Below are 20,010 nucleotides of genomic sequence, written 5' to 3' on the forward strand. Positions count from 1 at the left end.
GGATCACATGGAGGCGATGAGCTTCTCGACGCGTTCGTCGACGGCCTTGAAGGGGTCCTTGCAGAGCACGGTGCGCTGGGCCTGGTCGTTGAGCTTGAGGTGCACCCAGTCGACGGTGAAGTCGCGGCGCTTCTCCTGGGCCTTGCGGATGAACTCGCCGCGCAGCTTGGCGCGGGTGGTCTGCGGCGGCACGTTCTTCGCCTCGAAGACCAGCGGCTCGTGGGCGACGCGGTCGACCTGCCCCGCGCGCTCGAGCAGGTAGTACAGCCCGCGGGTGCGGCTGATGTCGTGGTAGGCGAGGTCCATCTGGGCGACCCGGGGGGAGCTCAGCGGCAGGTCGCGCTTGGCGCGGTACCGCTCGATCAGGCTGTACTTGATGGCCCAGTCGATCTCGCGGTCGATGAGCGAGAGGTCCTCGCTGTCGACGGCCTTCAGCACCCGGCCCCACAGCTCCAGCATCTGGCGGTGCACCGGGCTGCAGCCCTCGCTGTCGACGAACTCCATCGCCCGGCTGTGGTACTCCGACTGGATCTCCAGCGCCGACATCTCGCGGCCGCCGGCCAGCCGGACCTTGCGGCGGCCGGTCATGTCGTGGCTGATCTCCCGGATCGCCCGGATCGGGTTCTCCAGCGTCATGTCCCTGACCGGGACGCCGGCCTCGATCATGCGCAGCACCAGGTCGGTCATGGTGACCTTGAGCAGCGTCGTCGTCTCGCTCATGTTCGAGTCGCCGACGATGACGTGCAGCCGCCGGTAGCGCTCGGCGTCGGCGTGCGGCTCGTCGCGGGTGTTGATGATCGGCCGGGAGCGGGTGGTGGCGCTGGAGACGCCCTCCCAGATGTGCTCGGCGCGCTGGCTGACGCAGTAGATCGCGCCGCGGGGGGTCTGCAGGACCTTGCCGGCGCCGACGACGATCTGCCGGCTCACCAGGAACGGGATGAGCACGTCGGCCAGCCGCCCGAACTCGCCGTGCCGGCCGACGAGGTAGTTCTCGTGGCAGCCGTAGCTGTTCCCGGCGGAGTCGGTGTTGTTCTTGAACAGGTAGATGTCGCCGGTGACGCCCTCCTCGGCCAGGCGCTGCTCGGCGTCGACGACCAGCCCCTCGAGGATCCGCTCGCCGGCCTTGTCGTGGACGACCAGCTCGGTCAGGTCGTCGCACTCGGCGGTGGCGTACTCGGGGTGGCTGCCGACGTCGAGGTAGAGCCGGGAGCCGTTGCGCAGGAACACGTTCGAGCTGCGTCCCCACGACACCACGCGCCGGAACAGGTACCGGGCGACCTCGTCCGGCGACAGCCGGCGCTGGCCCTTGAAGGTGCACGTGACGCCGTACTCGGTCTCGATCCCGAAGATCCGTCGGTCCACGCTTCGAGACTAGGCGCCGGGAGCGACACAGGCCCGGCGCCGGACCGGGCGGCCGGTCCGGCGGGGGCTATCGCTTCGCGTCGAGGCGCTGCAGCAGGTCGTCGAAGGCCCGCTCGATCGCGTCGTGGTCGTTCTGCGACGCCCGCTGCTTGCCGTGGATGAGCGCGGCCCGGTTGACCTTCGAGAAGTCGCCGTACGGGAAGTGGTAGCGCTTCTTGGTCTCCTCGCCGGCGTCCGGGTCGACGGCGAGGTGCCAGGAGGCGTAGCCCTTCCAGCCGTGCTTCTCGATCTCGGCGTTCCCGTCGTCGGTCGACGGTGCGGCGTCGGACCACTCCGTCCGGTCGTCGAAGGCGCCGTCGTCGATCAGCGTGCGGGCCTGGGCGACGGCGTCGTCGTTCAGTTCGTAGTTCGGCATGACCGGTCCCTACCCGGGGGGCGGGGTTCAGTCGCTGCTGTCGTCCCCGGTCTGCGGGTGAGCCTCGCCGCTGTGCGCGGCACCGCCGGCCGTGTCGGCGGCCGCGGGGTCGCCGAGGCCGGCGGGCGTGCCGGGGGCCGGGTGGCTGGGCACGTGGGCGGAGGTCTGCGTCTGCGTTCCCCCCGCACCGGCCTGGCCGTCGTCGAGGAGCGTGTGCAGCGCGGCGCCGACGACCCGGCGGAAGGCCCGCTTGGGCCGGCGCCGGTCGAGGACCGCGACCTCCAGCTGCTCGGCGCGCAGCCGGGTCGGCCCGCCGTTGCCGGAGCCGGCGGTGGCCGGGCTGACGGCCGAGAGGGCGTCCACTCCCACGCGGAGCGCGTCGGCCAGGCCCATGCCGGCGTGGAAGTTCTCCCGCAGGTGCGAGGTGACGGAGTCCGCCTGGCCGCCCATGACGACGAAGTCGGGCTCGTCGACGACCGAGCCGTCGAAGGTGAGCCGGTAGAGCTGGTCCTGCTCGGGCGTCTCGCCGACCTCCGCCACGCAGAGCTCCACCTCGTAGGGCTTCATCTGCTCGGTGAAGATGGCGCCGAGGGTCTGGGCGTAGGCGTTGGCGACGACCCGGCCGGTGACGTCGCGGCGGTTGTAGGAGTACCCGCGGACGTCGGCCAGGCGGACCCCGGCCACCCGCAGGCTCTCGAACTCGCTGTAGCGGCCGACGGCGGCGAAGCCGATCCGGTCGTAGATCTCGCCGATCTTGTGCAGCGTGGAGCTGGGGTTCTCGGCGATGAGCAGGACGCCGTCGGCGTAGGTGAGGACGGCGACGCTCCGGCCCCGGGAGATGCCCTTGCGGGCGTACTCCGAACGGTCCCGCATGACCTGCTCGGCGGAGGCGTAGTACGGCATGGTCATGGGTCAGGCCTCCCGCGGCATGTTCCGGCGGTCCGCGGCCGCGCGTTCGGTGATGATCTGGTCGGCGACCGCGGCCACCTCGGCGTCGGTCAGCCGCACGGAGCCCTCGGCGTCGACCCGGTAGACGATCGGGTACAGCCGGCGCACCGGGTCGGGCCCGCCGGTGGCGGAGTCGTCGTCGGCGGCGTCGTACAGCGCCTCGACGACGGTGCGGGTGGCCTCGTCGGCGGGCAGGCCGTTCCGCCAGGTCTTCTTCAGCGAGTTCTTGGCGAACAGGGAGCCGGAGCCGACGGCGGCGTAGCCCCGCTCCTCGTAGTTCCCGCCGGTGACGTCGTAGCTGAAGATCCGCCCGGGGGCGGTGCCGGGCGCGGCGTCGAGGTCGAAGCCGGCGAACAGCGGGACGACGGCGAGGCCCTGCAGCGCCGCGCCGAGGTTGCCGCGGATCATCTGGGCCAGCCGGTTCGCCTTGCCGTCGAGGGACATGGTGAGCCCCTCGATCTTCTCGTAGTGCTCGAGTTCGACCTGGTAGAGCTTCACCATCTCGATGGCGATGCCGGCGGCGCCGGCGATGCCGATGACGCTGTAGGAGTCGGCCGGGTAGACCTTCTCGATGTCGCGGCTGGAGATCAGGTTCCCCATCGTGGCGCGGCGGTCCCCGCCCATGAGGACGCCGCCGTCGTAGGTGGCGGCGACGATCGTCGTGCCGTGCGGGGCGATGTCGCCCACGGGGAGCTGCGGGGCGGGCCGGCGGCCCGGGAGCAGGTCGGGCGCGGCCGAGGACAGGAAGTCGGTGAACGAGGAACCCACCCGGTCCAGGTACGCGGGCGGGAACCCGCTCCGGCCAGCTGACGAGTCGCTCACGTATCCGCCCTTCCCGCACGCGCATGCCGGCGTGCCCGCTGCTCTGCCGGGTGCGGCGCGACCTGCTGCCACGCGTTCCCGGACGTCGCTGCGACCCTACCGGCGGGCCACCGGCTCGGCTGGACCGTCCGGTTCCTCCGCGCCCAGCTGCGCCAGCAGGGCGAGCACCTGCTGCTGGCGGTGGTGCTCGACGTAGAAGGCGGCCACGTGCAGGAGCTCCGGGTCGTCCCTGAACTGGCCGAGGCCGCCGTTGCAGTTGAAGCAGAGCAGCGCGCGGACCGCGCCGGTCTCGTGGTCGTGGTCGACGTGCTCGGCCGGAGCCGTGCGGCATAGCGCGCACAAACCGCCCTGCGCCGCGAGCATGACGTCGGCCTCCGCCGCCGTGATCCCGTATCGGCGCGTCAGGTGGTAGGTCCGCGAACCACCGATCTTCGCTCGCGACGCCTTTCCCCGTTCGTTGTGACACGGCAGGCAGTAGGTCGCGTAGCCACTGGCGCTGGCCCGGGTGCGCGGGAAGCTGAGCAGAGGTTGGACCGTCCCGCAGTCCGGGCACCACTTGGAGCCTTCGGGCACGACCACGTCGGCAGGCGTGACGCGCTGCCGACGAGGCTGGACCCGCCTGGCCTCGCGGCTGCGGGCTGAACGCTCCGCGAGGTGCTCCCGGCAGTAGAAGGCCAACCCGTCACGAGATCGCCGGTTCTTGGTGAACTCCTCTATCGGCCGATGGCGGCCGCAGTCACGACAGAACTTGGTGTCCATTCGAGGCTCTGACCGCGTAGATGATCTTGATCACTCCCCTCCTTTTTGTACGTATGCACGAACGAAATCTTCGGCGTTCTCCTCTAGCACGTCGTCGATCTCGTCCAGGAGCGAGTCGACGTCCTCGGTCATCTCCTTGTGCCGCTCGGCGACCTCGGTGTCGACCGAGGCCTCGACCTCCTCGGTCTCCTCCCGCGACCGGTTCGCGCGCTGCTGACCGCCGGTGTCCCTCGTGGCCATGCGTCCCTCCAGGGCTGCTCGTGGCGTGGTGCGTGGGGAAAACGTACTCGCCGGGGGTGACATCCGGAGCGCTCCGAGCCGACCCGGTCGCGGAGCGGCGTCCCGGCGCGACGGTGTCGCAGCCTTGTCACCGAACCGTCATGACCGCGGAGTCGTCGCGGTGCCCGGCTCCGGGCACAACGAGGAGCACGAAGCGCATCGGCCCACCCCGCACGCAGAGTGCGGGCCGGCTCCCGGATGCGGGGCCCGGGGACGGGGCGCTGCCACCGATCCGATGAGCGAGGAGGCACCCCATGAATCTCCGAGTGCGAGGACGACGCGGCGCCGTGGCGGGCGCGGGAGCCGCTGCCCTGACCGCGGCGGCGGTGTTCGTGGCCCCGGCTGCGGTCGCCGCCCCGGCCGATGACGCCGAGCAGGCCGTCGAGGAGGTGCAGGAGCAGGCCCGGCAGGCGGTGGAGGAGGCCGAGCAGGCCCTGGAGGTCGCCCGGCAGGAGGCCGAGAACAGCACCCGGGTGCAGCAGCAGGCCGAGCAGGCGATGGAGGAGGCCGAGCAGGCCCTCGAGGAGGCGCGGCAGCAGGCCGAGGAGGCCCTGGGCGGGGTGCAGCAGGATGCCGGGCAGGCGGTGGACGATGCCCAGCGGCAGACGCAGGCCGCGCTCGGCGACCTGCCGACGATCCAGTTCTTCGACTGGCTGCCCGACAACATCCAGCAGGCCCTGCAGGGCACCCGCGCGTCCGATCGTGCCCAGGAACTGGACGACATCGTCCGGGAGGGGCTGAGCGGCGACTACCGGGACGAGGCCGGGACCATGACCGAGCGGTTCGGCGGGATGCTCGCGGCCCTCCCGCCGGAGCTGCGCCGGGACATCCAGGACCTCCACGGACAGGATCCCGAAGAGGCCCGTGCCGAGGTCCGGCGGATCGTCGATCGCGCCGTCGAGGGCGAGTACGGCGCCGAGGTCGAGCAGGTGGCCGACTGGATGCGCGAGAACGCGCAGCGCTGGGACCTCGCCGGGGCGATCCAGGGTCGCACGACGGACATGCCCGAGGTCCCCATGGACGAGATGCAGGGCGACATCATGGACCGGATCCCCGACGACATCCTGCAGCGGATCCCGAGCGACGTCCAGCAGGAGCTGCGGAACCGGTTCCCTGGCAACAACTGATGCGTCCGGATGGCCCTCGCCCGGGACCGGTGTCCGCACCGCCCCACCGGCGAGGGCCGTCGGCTCCGGCGGACCGGCCGGCAGTCAGCCTCCGGTGATGGTGTCGACCAGCTCCTGAGCGGTCGCCGAGGCCTCGAAGAGCGCGCCCACGTGCTCGCGGGTGCCACGCAGCGGCTCCAGGGTCGGGATGCGCACCAGGTTCTCGCGCCCCAGGTCGAACACGACCGAGTCCCACGAGGCGGCCGCGATCTGCGCGGGGAACCGGCGCAGGCACTCGCCGCGGAAGAAGGCGCGGGTGTCCCCGGGAGGGCTCACCATCGCCCGGGTCACCTCGTCGTCGGTCAGCAGCCGCTGCATCGCTCCGCGGCCGACCAGCCGGTGGTACAGCCCCTTCTCGGGCCGGACGTCGGAGTACTGCAGGTCGACCAGCCGCAGCCGCGGGTCGCCCCAGCCCAGCCCGTCGCGGGACCGGTAGCCCTCGAGCAGCCGCAGCTTGGCCGGCCAGTCCAGCTGGTCGGCCAGCCGCATCGGGTCGACGGCCAGGTCGTCGAGCACCTCCGCCCAGCGGCGCAGCACGTCGGCGGTCTGCTCGTCGTCCTCGCCGCGCGACTCGACGAACCGGGCGGCCTGCTCGTGGTAGAGCCGCTGCATCTCCAGCGCGGTCATCCGGCGCCCGTCGCGCAGCCGCACCCGGTGCGAGAGCGTGGGGTCGTGGCTGATGGCCCGCAGCTCCTGCACGGGCTCCTCGAGCGCCAGGTCCTGCGACAGCGCGCGGGCCTCGATCATCGCGAGCACCAGTGACGTCGACCCGACCTTGAGATAGGTCGACAGCTCGGCGAGGTTCGCGTCCCCGATGATCACGTGCAGCCGGCGGTACTTGTCCGCGTCGGCGTGCGGCTCGTCGCGCGTGTTGATGATCGGCCGCTTGAGCGTCGTCTCCAGGCCCACCTCGACCTCGAAGAAGTCGGCGCGCTGGGACAGCTGGAAGCCCTCGTCGCGGCTCTCGGTCCCGATGCCCACGCGGCCGGACCCGGCGAACACCTGGCGGGTCACGAAGAACGGCACCAGGCCCCGGATGATGTCGAGGAACGGGGTGCGCCGGTCCATCAGGTAGTTCTCGTGGGCGCCGTAGGAGGCGCCCTTCCCGTCGGTGTTGTTCTTGTAGAGCTGGATCGGGCTCGTGCCGGGGATGCGGGCCGCCCGGCGGGCCGCCTCGGCCATCACCTGCTCCCCCGCCTTGTCCCACAGGACGATGTCGCGCGGGGTGGTGACCTCGGGCGTCGAGTACTCCGGGTGCGCGTGGTCGACGTAGAGCCGGGCGCCGTTGGTGAGGATGACGTTGGCCATCCCGGCGTCCTCGTCGAGGTCGTTGTGGTCCAGCGCCTGCGCCGGGGTCAGATCGAAGCCCCGGGCGTCGCGCAGCGGCGACTCCTCCTCGAAGTCCCACCGCGGCCGGCGCGGCATCGGCGCCTCGGCGACCGCCCAGGCGTTGACCACCAAGCTGGACAACGTCGTCGGGTTGGCGCCCGGCTGCCCCGGCACCGAGATCCCGTACTCCACCTCGGTGCCCATGACCCGCCGCACGCTCATGGCCCAACCCTAGGCCGCGGCGGTTCCCCGCCGGTCCGTCGGCACCCGACCCGGCGCGGGTGGCACACGACCGAACAGGTCCGTAGCCTCGGGACTGCCCGGGCCGCAGCAGAGCGGTACACGGGATGTGCACGGAGCCGCGGCCGTCGAGCCGCTCCCCGTGCATCCACCGGACGCGCCGCGCGCCTCCCCGCCCAGCGGCAGCAGTCCCTCGTCTCTCCGGCACCGTGGGCGGGGCGTGCTGCCTGGTGTCACGGGCGGCCCGCGTCGGCGCCCGCCTCCCGAGAGGATCATGACGAACCCGAGCACGAACTCACGTCCGTCCGCCCGCTCGCTCCGGCGCCGCACCGCCGGCGTCGCCGCCACCGGTGCCGTGCTGCTGGCACCCTTCCTCGGCGCCGGCACTGCAGGCGCCGCCGACGGGGACACCTGGGACCGCCTCGCCCAGTGCGAGAGCAGCGGCGACTGGTCGATCAACACCGGCAACGGCTACTACGGCGGCCTGCAGTTCTACCAGCCCACCTGGGTCGCCTTCGGCGGTGCCGAGTACGCGCCGCGGGCCGACCTGGCCACCCGGGAGCAGCAGATCGCCATCGCCGAGAAGACGCTGGCGGCGCAGGGCTGGGGCGCCTGGCCGGCGTGCTCGGCGAAGCTGGGTCTCGGCGAGGCCGACAAGGCAGGCAGCGCGGCTGCGCCCACCCCGGCGCCCACCCCGGCACCTCAGGTCGCGGCCGCTGCTCCCGCGCCGGCGCCTGCGGGCGAGACGTACACCGTGCGGGCCGGCGACACGCTGTCCGGGATCGCGGCGGCGCGGGGGCTCGACTGGCGGGCCGTCTACGACGCCAACCGCGACGTCATCGGACCCGACCCCGCGCGGATCGCCCCCGGTCAGGTGCTGACCGTCGATGGCGCGGCCCCGGCGGCGGCTCCCCCCGCCGCGTCCCCCACCGCGGCCGCAGAGTCGTACACCGTGCGGCCCGGCGACACGCTGTCCGGGATAGCGGCGGCGCGCGGCCTCGACTGGCGGGCCGTCTACGACGCCAACCGCGACGTCATCGGACCCGACCCCGCGCGGATCGCCCCCGGTCAGGTGCTCGGCCTGGGCTGACCCGCCCGTTCGCTGCCGCGGTGGCCTACAGGTACTGGCCGGTGTTGCTGGCGGTGTCGATCGCGCGGCCGGCCTCGTTGCCCTTGCCGCTGATGAGCGTGCGGATGTAGACGATCCGCTCGCCCTTCTTGCCCGAGATGCGCGCCCAGTCGTCGGGGTTCGTGGTGTTGGGCAGGTCCTCGTTCTCCTTGAACTCGTCGAGGCAGGCCTGCGTCAGGTGACTGACCCGCAGACCAGACGTGCCCGTCTCCAGGTGCTCCTTGATCGCCATCTTCTTCGCCCGGTCGACGATGTTCTGCAGCATCGCGCCGGAGTTGAAGTCCTTGAAGTACAGGACCTCCTTGTCACCGTTGGCGTAGGTGACCTCGAGGAAGCGGTTCTCCTCGCTCTCGGTGTACATCCGCTCGACGGTCCGCTGGATCATCCCGGCGATCGTGGCCTCACGACTGCCGCCGTGCTCGGCGAGGTCGTCGGGGTTGATCGGCAGCGTCGTCGTCAGGTACTTGCTGAAGATGTCGCGCGCGGCCTCGGCGTCCGGCCGTTCGATCTTGATCTTCACGTCGAGCCGGCCGGGCCGCAGGATGGCCGGGTCGATCATGTCCTCGCGGTTGGAGGCGCCGATGACGATGACGTTCTCCAGCCCCTCGACGCCGTCGATCTCGCTGAGCAGCTGCGGCACGATCGTCGACTCGACGTCGGAGGACACCCCCGACCCGCGGGTGCGGAAGATCGAGTCCATCTCGTCGAAGAACACGATGACCGGGGTGCCCTCGCTGGCCTTCTCGCGGGCCCGCTGGAAGACCAGGCGGATGTGCCGCTCGGTCTCCCCGACGTACTTGTTGAGCAGCTCGGGGCCCTTGATGTTGAGGAAGTAGGACTTGCCCTGGCTGGTGTCGCCGCCCCCCTTGGCGGCGGCGACCTTCTTCGCCAGCGAGTTGGCCACGGCCTTGGCGATCAGCGTCTTCCCGCACCCGGGGGGGCCGTACAGCAGGATGCCCTTGGGCGGGCGCAGCTCGTAGGTGCGGAACAGGTCGGCGTGCAGGAACGGCAGCTCGACGGCGTCGCGGATCTGCTCGATCTGCCGCGACAGGCCACCGATGTCGGAGTAGTCGATGTCGGGGACCTCTTCGAGGACAAGTTCCTCGACCTCGCTCTTCGGGATCCGCTCGTAGACGTACCCCGAGCGCGTCTCCAGCAGCAGCGAGTCGCCCACCCGCAGCGGCTGGCCGGTGAGCGAGTCGGCGAGGTAGACCACGCGTTCCTCGTCGGTGTGCCCGATGACCAGCGCGCGGGGTGTCACCCCGTCGATCGGCTCGAGCAGCTCCTTGAGCATGACGACGTCGCCCTGGCGCTCGAACTCGCGCGCCTCCACGACGTTCATCGCCTCGTTGAGCATGACCTCCTGGCCGGGCCGTAGCCCCTCGACCGGCACGTTCGGCGACACCGAGACGCGCAGCTTGCGGCCGCCGGTGAAGACGTCGACCGTGCCGTCGTCGTAGGCGGTCAGGAAGACGCCGTAGCCCGACGGGGGCTGCCCGAGCCGGTCGACCTCCTCCTTGAGCGTGACCAGCTGCTCGCGGGCATCGCGCAGGGTGCCGGCGAGCTTGTCGTTGCGCTCGGAGAGGAAGGCCGCGCGGCCCTCCGCCTCCGCGATCCGCTCCTCCAGCGCGCGCACCTGGCGCGGGCTGTCGGCCACCTTGCGGCGGAGCAGGCTGATCTCCTCCTCGAGGTAGGAGATCTGGCTGAGCAGCGCTGTCACGTCGCGCTCGCGCCGCGAGCGCACTTCGTCAGGACCCAGGCCCATCACGCACCTCCGCACTGTCGGGGGGAGCCAGGACGCAAATCTATACACGCGCGGCGACAGTTCGCCGTGGGCTCGCGGAGGTCGCCGGCGGCTGCTAGGGACCGCGGGGTGCGGGCCTCAGTGCTTCTGCGCCCGGCGCTGGCGCAGCGGCGCGACGGCGCCCTCGGCCAGCCGGCGGGCGGTCACCAGGAACGCGGTGTGGGCGACCATCCGGTGCTCGGGGCGGACGGCCAGCCCGACGGCGTGCCAGGGCCGCATCAGCGACTCCCACTGGTACGGCTCGGTCCACACGCCCTGGGCGCGCAGCGCCTCGACGTAGGTGGACAGCTGGGTGACCGTCGCGACGTAGCCGACCAGCACCCCGCCGGGCCGCAGCGCCGCGGCGACGGTGGGCAGCACCGCCCACGGCTCCAGCATGTCGAGGACGACGCGGTCGACGACCTCCTCGGCGGGGTGGTCGGCCAGGTCACCGAGGCGGAGCTCCCAGTTGGCCGGTACCTCGCCGAAGAAGGCGCCGACGTTGGCGCGGGCGACGTCGAGGAAGTCCTCCCGCCGCTCGTAGCTGGTCAGCGAACCCCCCGACCCGACGGCGCGCAGCAGCGAGCAGCTCAGCGCGCCCGACCCCGCGCCGGCCTCCAGCACGCGCATGCCGGGACCGACGTCGCCGAAGCCGACGATCTGGGCGGCGTCCTTGGGGTAGATCACCTGGGCCCCGCGCGGCATGGAGAGCACGTAGTCGGCCAGCAGCGGCCGGAAGGCCAGGTAGCCGGTGTTGGCCGTCGAGTGGACGACCGAACCCTCGGGGGCGCCGATCAGGTCGTCGTGCTCGATGGCGCCGCGGTGGGTGTGGAACTGCTTGCCCGGCGTCAGGACGACGGTGTGCATCCGGCCCTTGGGGTCGGTCAGCTGCACGCGGTCACCGACGACGAACGCGCCGTCGACCGGCTCCGCCCGCTGGGGTGGCGTCGCCTCGGCGGCCTCCTCCGGCGCCGGCTGCGCCTCGTCGACGACGTCGGTCCCGGGGTCCTGCGAACTGTCCACGGGCGACCAGCGTACGGAGGGTGCTCCTGTGACCCGTGTCCTGCGCATGCGGCGCGGGCGCTCGGAACTGTCGGTGGGGCGACCTAGCCTCGGACGCATGACGGCGATGGTGCAGACCGACCCTCTGTCCGACGGCTCCGCCGTGGCCCCGGCGGAGCCGTCGGCGCCGCGCCGCCCCTCCCTCTCCCCCAGCCGGGCGGCCGACTTCAAGACCTGCCCGCTGCTGTACCGGTTCCGCACGATCGACCGGCTCCCCGAGCGCAAGAGCCTCGCCGCGGTGCGCGGCACGCTGGTCCACTCGGTGCTGGAGCGGCTCTACGACCTCCCAGCGGCCCGGCGCACGCCCGAGAGCGCGCTCGAGCTGCTGGAGCCGGCCTGGGCCGACCTGCGCGACGAGCCGGGCGTCGCCGAGCTGTTCGCGACCGCGCAGGCCGAGGGCGCGGAGACCGACGCGAACGCGCCGGAGTCGGTGGAGGCGTGGCTGGCGTCGGCCGGCAAGCTGGTCGAGAAGTACTTCGCGCTCGAGGATCCGCGCCGCATCCAGCCGGAGGGCCGCGAGCAGCTCGTCGAGGTCACGCTGCCCGACGGGCTGCTGCTGCGCGGCTACGTCGACCGGCTCGACGTCGCCCCGAACGGCGCGCTGCGGGTCGTCGACTACAAGACCGGGTCGATGCCGCGCGAGGCATTCGAGTCCAAGGCCCTGTTCCAGATGAAGTTCTACGCGCTCGTCCTGTGGCGCACCCGCGGCGTGGTCGCCGCCCAGCTCAAGCTGCTCTACCTGGGCGACGGCGACGCACTGACCTACGCCCCCGAGGAGGCCGAGCTGGTCCGCTTCGAGCGCACCCTGCTGGCCATCTGGTCGGCGATCGAGCGGGCCGTCGCCACCGGGGAGTTCCGGCCGAACAAGACCCGGCTCTGCGGGTGGTGCGACCACCAGGCGCTGTGCCCGTCCTGGGGTGGCACTCCCCCGCCGTTCCCCGCCGAGGCTGCCGCGGCGGCCGGCTGGCGGACAACGCTGCCGGTCACCCAGGCCTGACGCGCCACCTACCGCGGCGGCGCGCCACCACCGCGGTGGGCCGGCTCAGGCGCCGACGTAGGCCGCGAGGTGCTCGCCGGTGAGGGTGGAGCGGGCGGCGACGAGATCGGCGGGGGGGCCCTCGAAGACGATCCGGCCGCCGTCGTGGCCGGCCCCGGGGCCGAGGTCGATGATCCAGTCGGCGTGCGCCATGACGGCCTGGTGGTGCTCGATGACGATCACCGACCGGCCGGAGTCCACCAGCCGGTCGAGGAGGCCGAGCAGGTTCTCCACGTCGGCCAGGTGCAGGCCGGTGGTCGGCTCGTCGAGGACGTAGACGCTCGTGGATCCCGCGGCGCCCTGCTCGGCCATCCGGGTGGCCAGCTTGAGCCGCTGCCGCTCGCCGCCGGAGAGGGTGGTGAGCGGCTGCCCGAGGGTGAGGTAGCCGAGCCCGACGTCGGCGAGCCGCTCGAGGATCGTGTGCGCGGCCGGCGTGCGCGCCTCGCCGTCGGCGAAGAACCGCTCCGCCTCGGCCACCGGCATCGCGAGCACCTCGGCGATGTTCCGGCCGCCGAGCGTGTGCTCGAGCACCGCCGCCTGGAACCGCTTCCCCTCGCACTCCTCGCAGGGGGACTCGACGGTCGCCATGACGCCCAGGTCGGTGTAGATGACCCCCGCGCCGTTGCAGGTCGGGCAGGCACCCTCGGAGTTGGGGCTGAACAGCGCCGGCTTGACGCCGTTGGCCTTCGCGAACGCCTTGCGGATCGGGTCGAGCAGCCCGGTGTAGGTGGCCGGGTTGCTGCGGCGCGAACCGCGGATCGCGCCCTGGTCGACCACCACGACGCCGTCCCGGCCGGCGACCGAACCCTGGACCAGCGAGCTCTTCCCCGATCCGGCCACCCCGGTGAGCACGACCAGGACCCCGAGCGGGATGTCGACGTCGACGTCCCGCAGGTTGTGGGCGTTCGCGCCGCGCACCTCCAGCGCGCCCGACGGCGTGCGCACCGACGGCTTGACCGACGCCCGGTCGTCCAGGTGCCGGCCGGTGAGCGTGCCGCTCTCCCGCAGCCCCTCGACCGTGCCCTCGAAACAGATGCTGCCCCCGCCGCTACCGGCGCCGGGGCCGAGGTCGACGACGTGGTCGGCGATCGCGATCGTCTCCGGCTTGTGCTCCACGACGAGCACCGTGTTCCCCTTGTCCCGCAGCCGCAGGAGCAGGTCGTTCATCCGCGCGATGTCGTGCGGGTGCAGGCCGATCGTGGGTTCGTCGAAGACGTAGGTGACGTCGGTGAGCGACGAGCCGAGGTGGCGGATCATCTTCGTCCGCTGGGCCTCTCCCCCGGACAGGGTGCCCGCCGGCCGGTCCAGCGAGAGGTAGCCCAGCCCGATCTCGGTGAACGAGTCGAGGAGGTCGCGCAGGCCGGTGAGGAGCGGCGCCACGGAGGGCTCCCGCAGCTCCCGGACCCAGGCCGCGAGGTCGCTGATCTGCATCGCGCACAGGTCGGCGATGTTCTTGCCGCGGATCTTCGAGGAGAGGGCTTCCCGGGTGAGCCGGGTGCCGTCGCACTCCGGGCACGTCTGGAACGTCACGACCCGCTCCACGAAGCGCCGGACGTGCGGCTGCAGCGCGTCGACGTCCTTGGAGAGCATCGACTTCTGGACCTTCGGGATCACGCCCTCGTACGTGAGGTTGACGCCCTCGACCTTGACCTTCGTCGGCTCCTCGTAGAGGAGGGTGCGCATCTCCTTCTTGGTGTATCTGCCGATCGGCTTGTCGAGGTCGAGGCCGATGCCCTGGAACAGGCGGCCGTACCACCCCTCCATGCTGTAGCCCGGGACCATCAGGCCGCCCTCGTTCAGGGACTTGGACTCGTCGTAGAGCGCCGACAGATCGAAGTCGGTGACCGACCCCATGCCCTCGCACCGCGGGCACATCCCGCCGAGGCGGGTGAAGGTCACCTTCTCCGCCTTCGTCTTCCCCTCGCCCCGCTCGACGGTGATCGCACCGCTGGCGCTCACCGAGGGCATGTTGAAGGAGTAGGCGTTGGGCGATCCGAGGTGCGGCTTCCCGAGCCGGCTGAACAGGATGCGCAGCATCGCGTTGGCGTCGGTGGCCGTGCCCACTGTGGAACGGGGGTTGGCGCCCATCCGCTCCTGGTCGACGATGATCGCCGTGGTCAGGCCGTCGAGGACGTCGACCTCGGGCCGCGCCAGCGTCGGCATGAAGCCCTGCACGAACGCGCTGTAGGTCTCGTTGATCAGCCGCTGGGACTCTGCGGCGACGGTGCCGAACACCAGTGAGCTCTTGCCCGAACCGGAGACCCCGGTGAACACCGTGAGCCGGCGCTTCGGCAGGTCGAGGCTGACGTCCCTGAGGTTGTTCACGCGCGCGCCCTGCACGCGGATCCGGTCGTGGCTGTCGGCGACGGGCAGCGGGTCCCGGCGCCGGTCGGTGCTCAGGTGCGGGTTCGGGGCGGCGGAGTCGGTGACGGCCATACGAGGACCGTAGGAGCAGCAACGCCTCGGCGGCTTCTTCGATCCTGCCCATCTCGATCCGCGACCGGGGATCGTCGTCGGCGAGCGTCGGGACGGGTCAGCGGCCGGTGACGCCGTCCAGCAGTTCGCGGGTCGCGTCGACGTGACCGGCGTGCCGGGCGGTCTCCTCGATGAGGTGCAGCAGGACCCAGCGCAGGTCCCGCCCGCTGCCGTCGGCGCACGGCCGGGTCACCGGCATCGACCGCACGGCCCCCGCGGTGTCCTCGGCGCGCCGGCGGTAGCGGCGCACGGCCTCGCTCACGGTCAGCTCCGGCCCCGGCGAGAACTCCGCCTCGCTGCGGCTCACCTCCGCGCCGCCCATCGCGCCGTCGATCCACCGCCACTCGACGTGCGTCAGGTGGTTGACGACGCCGAGCACGGGGAGGAGCCCGTCCGGGCGCCTCCGCGCCTGCTGCTCGTCCAGGTCCTCGAGCTTGCGGAGGACCGACTCGCGCAGGTGGTCGAGCCAGGCCAGCAGCAGCTCGCGCTCGTCGGGGTCCGGTGCGGGTGCCGGTGTCTCGGTCCGGTGGGCCACGGACGGACAGTAGGCGGTCCCCGCGGGCGTCAGTGGACGGCGTGCGCTCCGGGGCGGGCGGCCAGCGCCGCGTCCAGCTCGGGCAGCCCCGCGCCGACCAGCGTCTCGCGCAGCGTGAGCCCGGGCGCCGCCGGCACCGGCTGCAGCGCGGGCACCCCGAGCACCGCCATGCCGGCGGCCAGCCCGGCGGTCACGCCGACCAGCGAGTCCTCCACGACCACGCAGGCATCGATGTCGACGCCGAGCGCGGTGGCGGCCTGCAGGTAGGGCCGCGGATCGGGCTTGCGGGCGGGTACCTCGTCGCCGCAGACGGTGACGTCGAACGGCTCGCCGCCGAGGTCCGCGGCGATGCTGGCGAGCACGATCGCGGCCAGCCGACGCGGCGTCGTCGTCACCAGTGCGGTGGCCAGGCCGGCGTCGCGGACGGCCTCCAGCAGCTCGCGGGCCCCGGGACGCCACCGGATGCCGGCGGTCTCCATCAGCTCGCCCGCGCGGTCCTCGACCCGGCGGGCGTCGGCCTGCAGCTGCTCCTCCGACCGGACCACGCCGAGGTCGGCGTGCAGGATCTGGATCGCGCGGCGCATGCTCGTACCGACCGTGGCGGTGCGGGCCTCGGGCGACATGCTCCCGCCGAGGGAGCCGGCGAGCTCGAACATCGCCTCGCCCCAGTAGCGCTCGGTGTCCACGAGCGTGCCGTCCATGTCGAACAGCACCGCGCGGACGGCGCTCTCGGCGGATGCGGTCACCGCTTTCCCCACCGGAGCCGCCGACACGCGGACCAGCCTAGTCGGCGGCCGGGTCGCGTCCGGCCGCGGCCCGGGGTCAGGCCGGTCGGGTGTCGACGAGGGTCGCGAAGGCGATGACGTTGTCCTCGTAGCTGCGGACGGCGGAGTCGAAGTCGCCGCCGCAGGTGATCAGCCGCAGCTGCGCGTCGTCGGTGTTGCCGTAGACCGCGATGGTCGGGAACTCGTCCTTCGGGTGGCGCTCCACCCGGTCGACGGCGAAGACGGCGACGCTGCCGTCGGCGCGGGCCACCTCGATCTCGTCGCCCAGCTGCAGGGCGCCCAGGTCGAAGAAGATGCCGGGCCCGTGCTCGGCGGAGTCCACGTGCCCCAGGATGGTCGCCGGGCCGATGTCACCGGGGGCGGGTCCGAGTTCGTACCAGCCGGCCCGGTCGTCGGGCTCCAGCGGCGGGACCTCGACCGTGCCGTCGTCGTTGAGGCCCAGGCGCATCAGGTCGCTGCTGACGTCGATGGCCGGGATGGTGACGGCGACCGGTGCCGCTGCCGCCGGCGCATCCGCCGGCGCATCCGCGGGTGGAGCCGCCCGTTCCCGCGGGGCGGCGGCGGCCGGGCGGTCGGCCGTGGCCGGCTGGATCTGGTCGCTGGTCGCCGCCGGCTGCGGGGCCCGCTCCTGCCCGGTCACCGCCAGCACCAGGGCGACGACGCCCACGACGGCCAGTGCCACGGCCAGCGCGGTCCACGTGCGGGCGCCGGTGCGGCGCCTGCTCTGCTCGGTCACGCGGTTCCTTCCAGGAGCGGGAGGGGGTCGGGCCGCGCGGGAAGGTTCCCTCCCGCGCGGCCCGAGCCGGATCAGACCTGCTCGGCCTGACGACGGCGGTAGGCGATCGCCCCGGCACCCGCGGCACCGGCCGCGGCGAGGACACCGACACCGATGGCGGCGGCGTTCTCCGTACCGGCGGTGCTGCCGGCGCCGGTCTCGGCGCCGCCCGCCGGAGCGGTGCCCATCTGGGCGGCGTTCAGGACGCCGCAGGCAACGGGAGCGGTGGCCTCCATGGGCAGCGACGGGTCGAGGTCGCTCACGACGTCACCGTCGTACGCGCCCGAACCGTTCTTGTCGACGCCGTGCAGCACCAGCACCGCGGTGCCGGCGTCGAACGCCGCGTGGACGTCCTCGCTGACCTCGAAGGTCCGCTCGTAGCTGACGGTGCCGTCGTCGGCGGTCGGGAAGCGGTCGATGGCGAGGCCGCTGTCGGGGCTGGTGTCGCCCGTGGTGGTCAGGGACGTCCCGATGGCGCCGTAGGCGGGCGCGCCCTCGGTGGTGCTCAGGAAGCCGTCGTCGTCCATGTCGTCGGCGTCCGTCGGGCACTCGCCCATGGCGCCGATGTGGAAGTGCTGGGCGTGCGGCGAGCCGGCGAGCAGGCCGGAGGCCTCGACCATCACGGTCGCGGTGTTGCCGTCGAGGGTCACCATGCCGGTGCCGTCGGCGCTGGACCCGTTGAGGGCGCCGAGGTCGGCCTGGAAACTGGCCGTGCCCTCGTGCGCCGAGGCGGCGGAGATGGTCAGCAGCGGGAAGGCCGCGGCGGCGATGACGACGGTCGGAAGTGCGAGTGCCTTGCGCAAGGTGTGCTCCTCATGGTCGGAAGAGTCGGCTCCGCCTCAGGGACGGCGCCGGCGGACGGTGGTCGTGGACCACTCGCCCGTCGTGCCGGTGGACACGGATGCGTCCACCGTCGAACGGGCCGGTGCAGCGGACGGGGTCCCCCGAGCAGGAGATGTGCCGCTCGTCCCGCGCTGACCATCCGACGTTCGGAACAGGTGCCCGATCGGTTCAGGTCCATGCCAAATATTCGTAACGACACCTGATCGTGTCCCGGCGAGTTGCCCGCCACCTACTGGGTGCACGCATCGACAGGCCCGAACCGGATGCCGGGCGGCGGACGAAGGACGGTCATGACTGCTTCCCGTCCCTCCCGCCCCTCGGGCCGCGGCTCCCGCCTGCGCGGGGCCGCGGTCGTGCTGCTGGGTGTGGGAGCCGCGCAGCTCATCGGCCCGTTCGCGGCCCCGGCCTCCGCGCACGACGACCTGGTGGGCAGCAGCCCGACGTCCGGCGCCGCTCTCCCCACGGCACCGGCCACGGTGGAACTCGAGCTCAGCGGCACCCCGCTCCCCCTCGGCACCGAGGTGCTGGTGACCGGCCCGGACGGCTCGGCGGTGTCCGAGGGCCCCGCCGGGATCCGCGGCGGGACCGTCGTCCAGCAGCTGTCCGACGGCCTGCCGGCCGGGGCGTACACCGTCCGGTGGCGGAGCACGTCGTCCGACGGGCACCCGCTCTCGGGCAGCTACGGCTTCACCGTCTCGGCCGGCACGGCGTCGGCCGCCGCCCCCGCGCCAGTGGGCACGGACGGGGCGACGGGTCCCCGACCGGACGGTTCCGGGCCCCCGGTCGCGTGGGCGGCGGCGGCAGCCGTCGGGCTCGGCGCGCTCGGTCTGCTGGCCCGCGGCCGGCTGCGCGGACGGGCGTGACCCGCACCCTGCCCGCCGTGTCCGCTGCCCCGGGGGGCCTCTCCGCGGTGCGGGCGCGCCGCCCCGCGTGGCAGGCGGCCGGGATCCTCGCCACGGTCGTCGGCCTCGTCACGATCCTGGTCTGGGCCCTGACGGCCGCCGGCGGGCGTCCCGAGCCCGGTCCCGCCGGGCTGTCCCGGGCCGGCTTCCTCGTGGAGTGGGCGCTGCCGGTGGTGACGCTGGCCGGTCGCATCGCGGCCGTGGGCACCGTCGGCACGGTGCTCCTGGCCGCGGTCCTGCTGCCGGGCCGCACGTCGACATGGCCACCGGCCGTCCGGCGCGCGCTCGGTGCGGCGTCCTGGTGGGCCGTCGGCTGGGCCGGAGCGACCGCCGTGGGCGCGGTCCTCACCCTCAGCCGGCTGGTGGGTGCGGCGCCCACGGCCCTGCCCTGGTCGTCGGTCCGGGTCTTCCTGGTCGACACCGGGGCCGGCGGCGCCGCACTGGTCGTGGTGACCCTGGCGGGGGTCATCGCCCTGACGGCACGCCGGTGCGCCGGCGCCGGGAGCGCCCGACTGCTGCTGGCCGCCGCGCTCGGGGCGCTGGTCGCGCCGGTCGTGCTCAGCGGGCACTCCTCGGGCGCCGGCGACCACGTCCTCGCCGCGACGGCCCTGGGCCTGCACGTCGTCGCCGCCGCCGTCTGGGTCGGCGGGCTGCTGGCCCTGGTCACCCACGGCCGGAACAGCGGCGAGCTGGCAGCGGCCGCCGCCCGCTTCAGCCCGATCGCGCTGCTGTGCCTGCTGGTCACCGCCGTCTCCGGGGTGGTCGCCGCCGGGGCAGTCCTCGGCGGCGCCGCGGCACTGCTCGGCGCACTGGGCAGCGGCTACGGGTGGCTGCTGATGGCGAAGGCGTCGGCCCTGGTCGGCCTGGGGCTCCTCGGGTGGCAGCACCGGCGGCGCACGCTGCCCCGGCTGCACGCCGGCGAGCCCGGCAGCTTCCGCCGGTTCGCCGCCGTCGAGGTGCTGGTCATGCTGGTGACCCTGGCGCTGGCCGTCGCCCTGGCCGCCTCCCCTCCCCCGCAGCCCTCCGGCGCGGCCGCCGCCGGGTCGAGCGCCCCGGTCGCCGCAGCGCCGGAGACGGGTGCCGATCCCATGGCCGGCCACGACCACGGGGAGCTGTCGGTCGCCGTGCTCGTCGACGGGGAGCGCTTCCACGTCGCCGGCCCGGTCGCCGCCGGTTCGCGGGTCACGGTGCACAACGGCACCGACCGGGAGGCGACCATCACGGCGGCGGACGGCTCGTTCGACGTCGTCGTCCCGGCCCGGACGCTGCTCACCTTCCCGGCCCCGGCCGAGCCGGGGAGCTATCCGTTCACCAGCCGCCACTCGACGGCGTTCGGCGACGTGCTCGTCGTCGAGTGACGGCGGC

At 73.1% G+C, this 20,010-nt stretch carries 19 protein-coding genes; 5 read left to right on the forward strand and 14 right to left on the reverse strand.

Annotated elements, in window-relative coordinates; all coding sequences use genetic code 11:
• Positions 1-3: 3 nt before the first annotated feature.
• From pafA to ABDB74_RS09840, 6 genes are all read right to left on the reverse strand, one after another.
• Positions 4-1,362: a Pup--protein ligase gene (gene pafA / locus ABDB74_RS09815; protein WP_346623643.1), complete on the reverse strand. Its 1,359-nt coding sequence runs from the start codon at positions 1,360-1,362 to the stop codon at positions 4-6.
• Positions 1,363-1,429: 67 nt separating this feature from the next.
• Positions 1,430-1,777, reverse strand: a complete 348-nt coding sequence (locus tag ABDB74_RS09820) for a hypothetical protein (RefSeq protein ID WP_346623644.1) — start codon at positions 1,775-1,777, stop codon at positions 1,430-1,432.
• A gap of 27 nt (positions 1,778-1,804) precedes the next feature.
• Positions 1,805-2,686: a proteasome subunit alpha gene (gene prcA / locus ABDB74_RS09825; RefSeq protein ID WP_346623646.1), complete on the reverse strand. Its 882-nt coding sequence runs from the start codon at positions 2,684-2,686 to the stop codon at positions 1,805-1,807.
• 3 nt (positions 2,687-2,689) lie between these two features.
• Positions 2,690-3,547 (reverse strand): proteasome subunit beta, encoded by an 858-nt coding sequence (gene prcB, locus ABDB74_RS09830; RefSeq protein ID WP_346623647.1) that lies wholly within the window; start codon positions 3,545-3,547, stop codon positions 2,690-2,692.
• A gap of 96 nt (positions 3,548-3,643) precedes the next feature.
• Complete coding sequence (locus tag ABDB74_RS09835) at positions 3,644-4,126, reverse strand: endonuclease VII domain-containing protein (RefSeq protein WP_346623648.1); 483 nt, start codon at positions 4,124-4,126, stop codon at positions 3,644-3,646.
• A gap of 210 nt (positions 4,127-4,336) precedes the next feature.
• The gene (locus ABDB74_RS09840) at positions 4,337-4,546 is read right to left on the reverse strand and encodes a ubiquitin-like protein Pup (RefSeq protein ID WP_346623650.1); all 210 of its coding nucleotides are present in this window, start codon (positions 4,544-4,546) and stop codon (positions 4,337-4,339) included.
• Between the two features lie 293 nt (positions 4,547-4,839).
• On the opposite strand from ABDB74_RS09840, the gene ABDB74_RS09845 reads away from it, so the two are divergent.
• The gene (locus ABDB74_RS09845; protein ID WP_346623652.1) at positions 4,840-5,712 is read left to right on the forward strand and encodes a hypothetical protein; all 873 of its coding nucleotides are present in this window, start codon (positions 4,840-4,842) and stop codon (positions 5,710-5,712) included.
• A gap of 84 nt (positions 5,713-5,796) precedes the next feature.
• On the opposite strand, the gene dop is transcribed toward ABDB74_RS09845, so the two are convergent.
• A complete protein-coding gene (gene dop, locus ABDB74_RS09850) occupies positions 5,797-7,302 on the reverse strand; it encodes a depupylase/deamidase Dop (RefSeq protein WP_346623653.1) in 1,506 nt (501 codons plus the stop codon).
• A gap of 292 nt (positions 7,303-7,594) precedes the next feature.
• On the opposite strand from dop, the gene ABDB74_RS09855 reads away from it, so the two are divergent.
• Positions 7,595-8,410 (forward strand): transglycosylase family protein, encoded by an 816-nt coding sequence (locus ABDB74_RS09855; protein WP_346623654.1) that lies wholly within the window; start codon positions 7,595-7,597, stop codon positions 8,408-8,410.
• Positions 8,411-8,435: 25 nt separating this feature from the next.
• On the opposite strand, the gene arc is transcribed toward ABDB74_RS09855, so the two are convergent.
• Together arc and ABDB74_RS09865 are read right to left on the reverse strand one after the other, a co-directional pair.
• Positions 8,436-10,214 carry a proteasome ATPase gene (gene arc, locus ABDB74_RS09860; protein ID WP_346623656.1) on the reverse strand — a complete coding sequence of 593 codons (1,779 nt, stop codon included), beginning with the start codon at positions 10,212-10,214 and terminating at the stop codon, positions 8,436-8,438.
• Between the two features lie 117 nt (positions 10,215-10,331).
• Positions 10,332-11,255: a tRNA (adenine-N1)-methyltransferase gene (locus ABDB74_RS09865; protein WP_346623657.1), complete on the reverse strand. Its 924-nt coding sequence runs from the start codon at positions 11,253-11,255 to the stop codon at positions 10,332-10,334.
• Positions 11,256-11,352: 97 nt separating this feature from the next.
• On the opposite strand from ABDB74_RS09865, the gene ABDB74_RS09870 reads away from it, so the two are divergent.
• Positions 11,353-12,291 carry a PD-(D/E)XK nuclease family protein gene (locus tag ABDB74_RS09870; RefSeq protein ID WP_346623658.1) on the forward strand — a complete coding sequence of 313 codons (939 nt, stop codon included), beginning with the start codon at positions 11,353-11,355 and terminating at the stop codon, positions 12,289-12,291.
• A gap of 45 nt (positions 12,292-12,336) precedes the next feature.
• Here ABDB74_RS09870 and ABDB74_RS09875 read toward each other — a convergent pair whose 3' ends face one another.
• From ABDB74_RS09875 to ABDB74_RS09895, 5 genes are all read right to left on the reverse strand, one after another.
• The gene (locus ABDB74_RS09875; protein WP_346623659.1) at positions 12,337-14,766 is read right to left on the reverse strand and encodes an excinuclease ABC subunit UvrA; all 2,430 of its coding nucleotides are present in this window, start codon (positions 14,764-14,766) and stop codon (positions 12,337-12,339) included.
• A 97-nt stretch (positions 14,767-14,863) separates the two neighbouring features.
• Positions 14,864-15,340 carry a DUF664 domain-containing protein gene (locus ABDB74_RS09880; protein ID WP_346623660.1) on the reverse strand — a complete coding sequence of 159 codons (477 nt, stop codon included), beginning with the start codon at positions 15,338-15,340 and terminating at the stop codon, positions 14,864-14,866.
• 29 nt (positions 15,341-15,369) lie between these two features.
• Positions 15,370-16,086, reverse strand: coding sequence for an HAD family phosphatase (locus ABDB74_RS09885; protein WP_346623661.1), 717 nt, complete (start codon positions 16,084-16,086; stop codon positions 15,370-15,372).
• Positions 16,087-16,162: 76 nt separating this feature from the next.
• The gene (locus ABDB74_RS09890) at positions 16,163-16,861 is read right to left on the reverse strand and encodes a class F sortase (protein WP_346623662.1); all 699 of its coding nucleotides are present in this window, start codon (positions 16,859-16,861) and stop codon (positions 16,163-16,165) included.
• 71 nt (positions 16,862-16,932) lie between these two features.
• A complete protein-coding gene (locus tag ABDB74_RS09895; RefSeq protein ID WP_346623663.1) occupies positions 16,933-17,703 on the reverse strand; it encodes a hypothetical protein in 771 nt (256 codons plus the stop codon).
• 330 nt (positions 17,704-18,033) lie between these two features.
• Between ABDB74_RS09895 and ABDB74_RS09900 the strand changes: the two genes are divergently transcribed.
• Together ABDB74_RS09900 and ABDB74_RS09905 are read left to right on the forward strand one after the other, a co-directional pair.
• Positions 18,034-18,606: a copper resistance CopC family protein gene (locus ABDB74_RS09900; RefSeq protein WP_346623664.1), complete on the forward strand. Its 573-nt coding sequence runs from the start codon at positions 18,034-18,036 to the stop codon at positions 18,604-18,606.
• 17 nt (positions 18,607-18,623) lie between these two features.
• The gene (locus ABDB74_RS09905) at positions 18,624-20,003 is read left to right on the forward strand and encodes a CopD family protein (protein WP_346623665.1); all 1,380 of its coding nucleotides are present in this window, start codon (positions 18,624-18,626) and stop codon (positions 20,001-20,003) included.
• Positions 20,004-20,010 lie beyond the last annotated feature (7 nt).

Source organism: Blastococcus sp. HT6-4, from assembly GCF_039679125.1.
GTDB classification, from domain to species: domain Bacteria; phylum Actinomycetota; class Actinomycetes; order Mycobacteriales; family Geodermatophilaceae; genus Blastococcus; species Blastococcus montanus.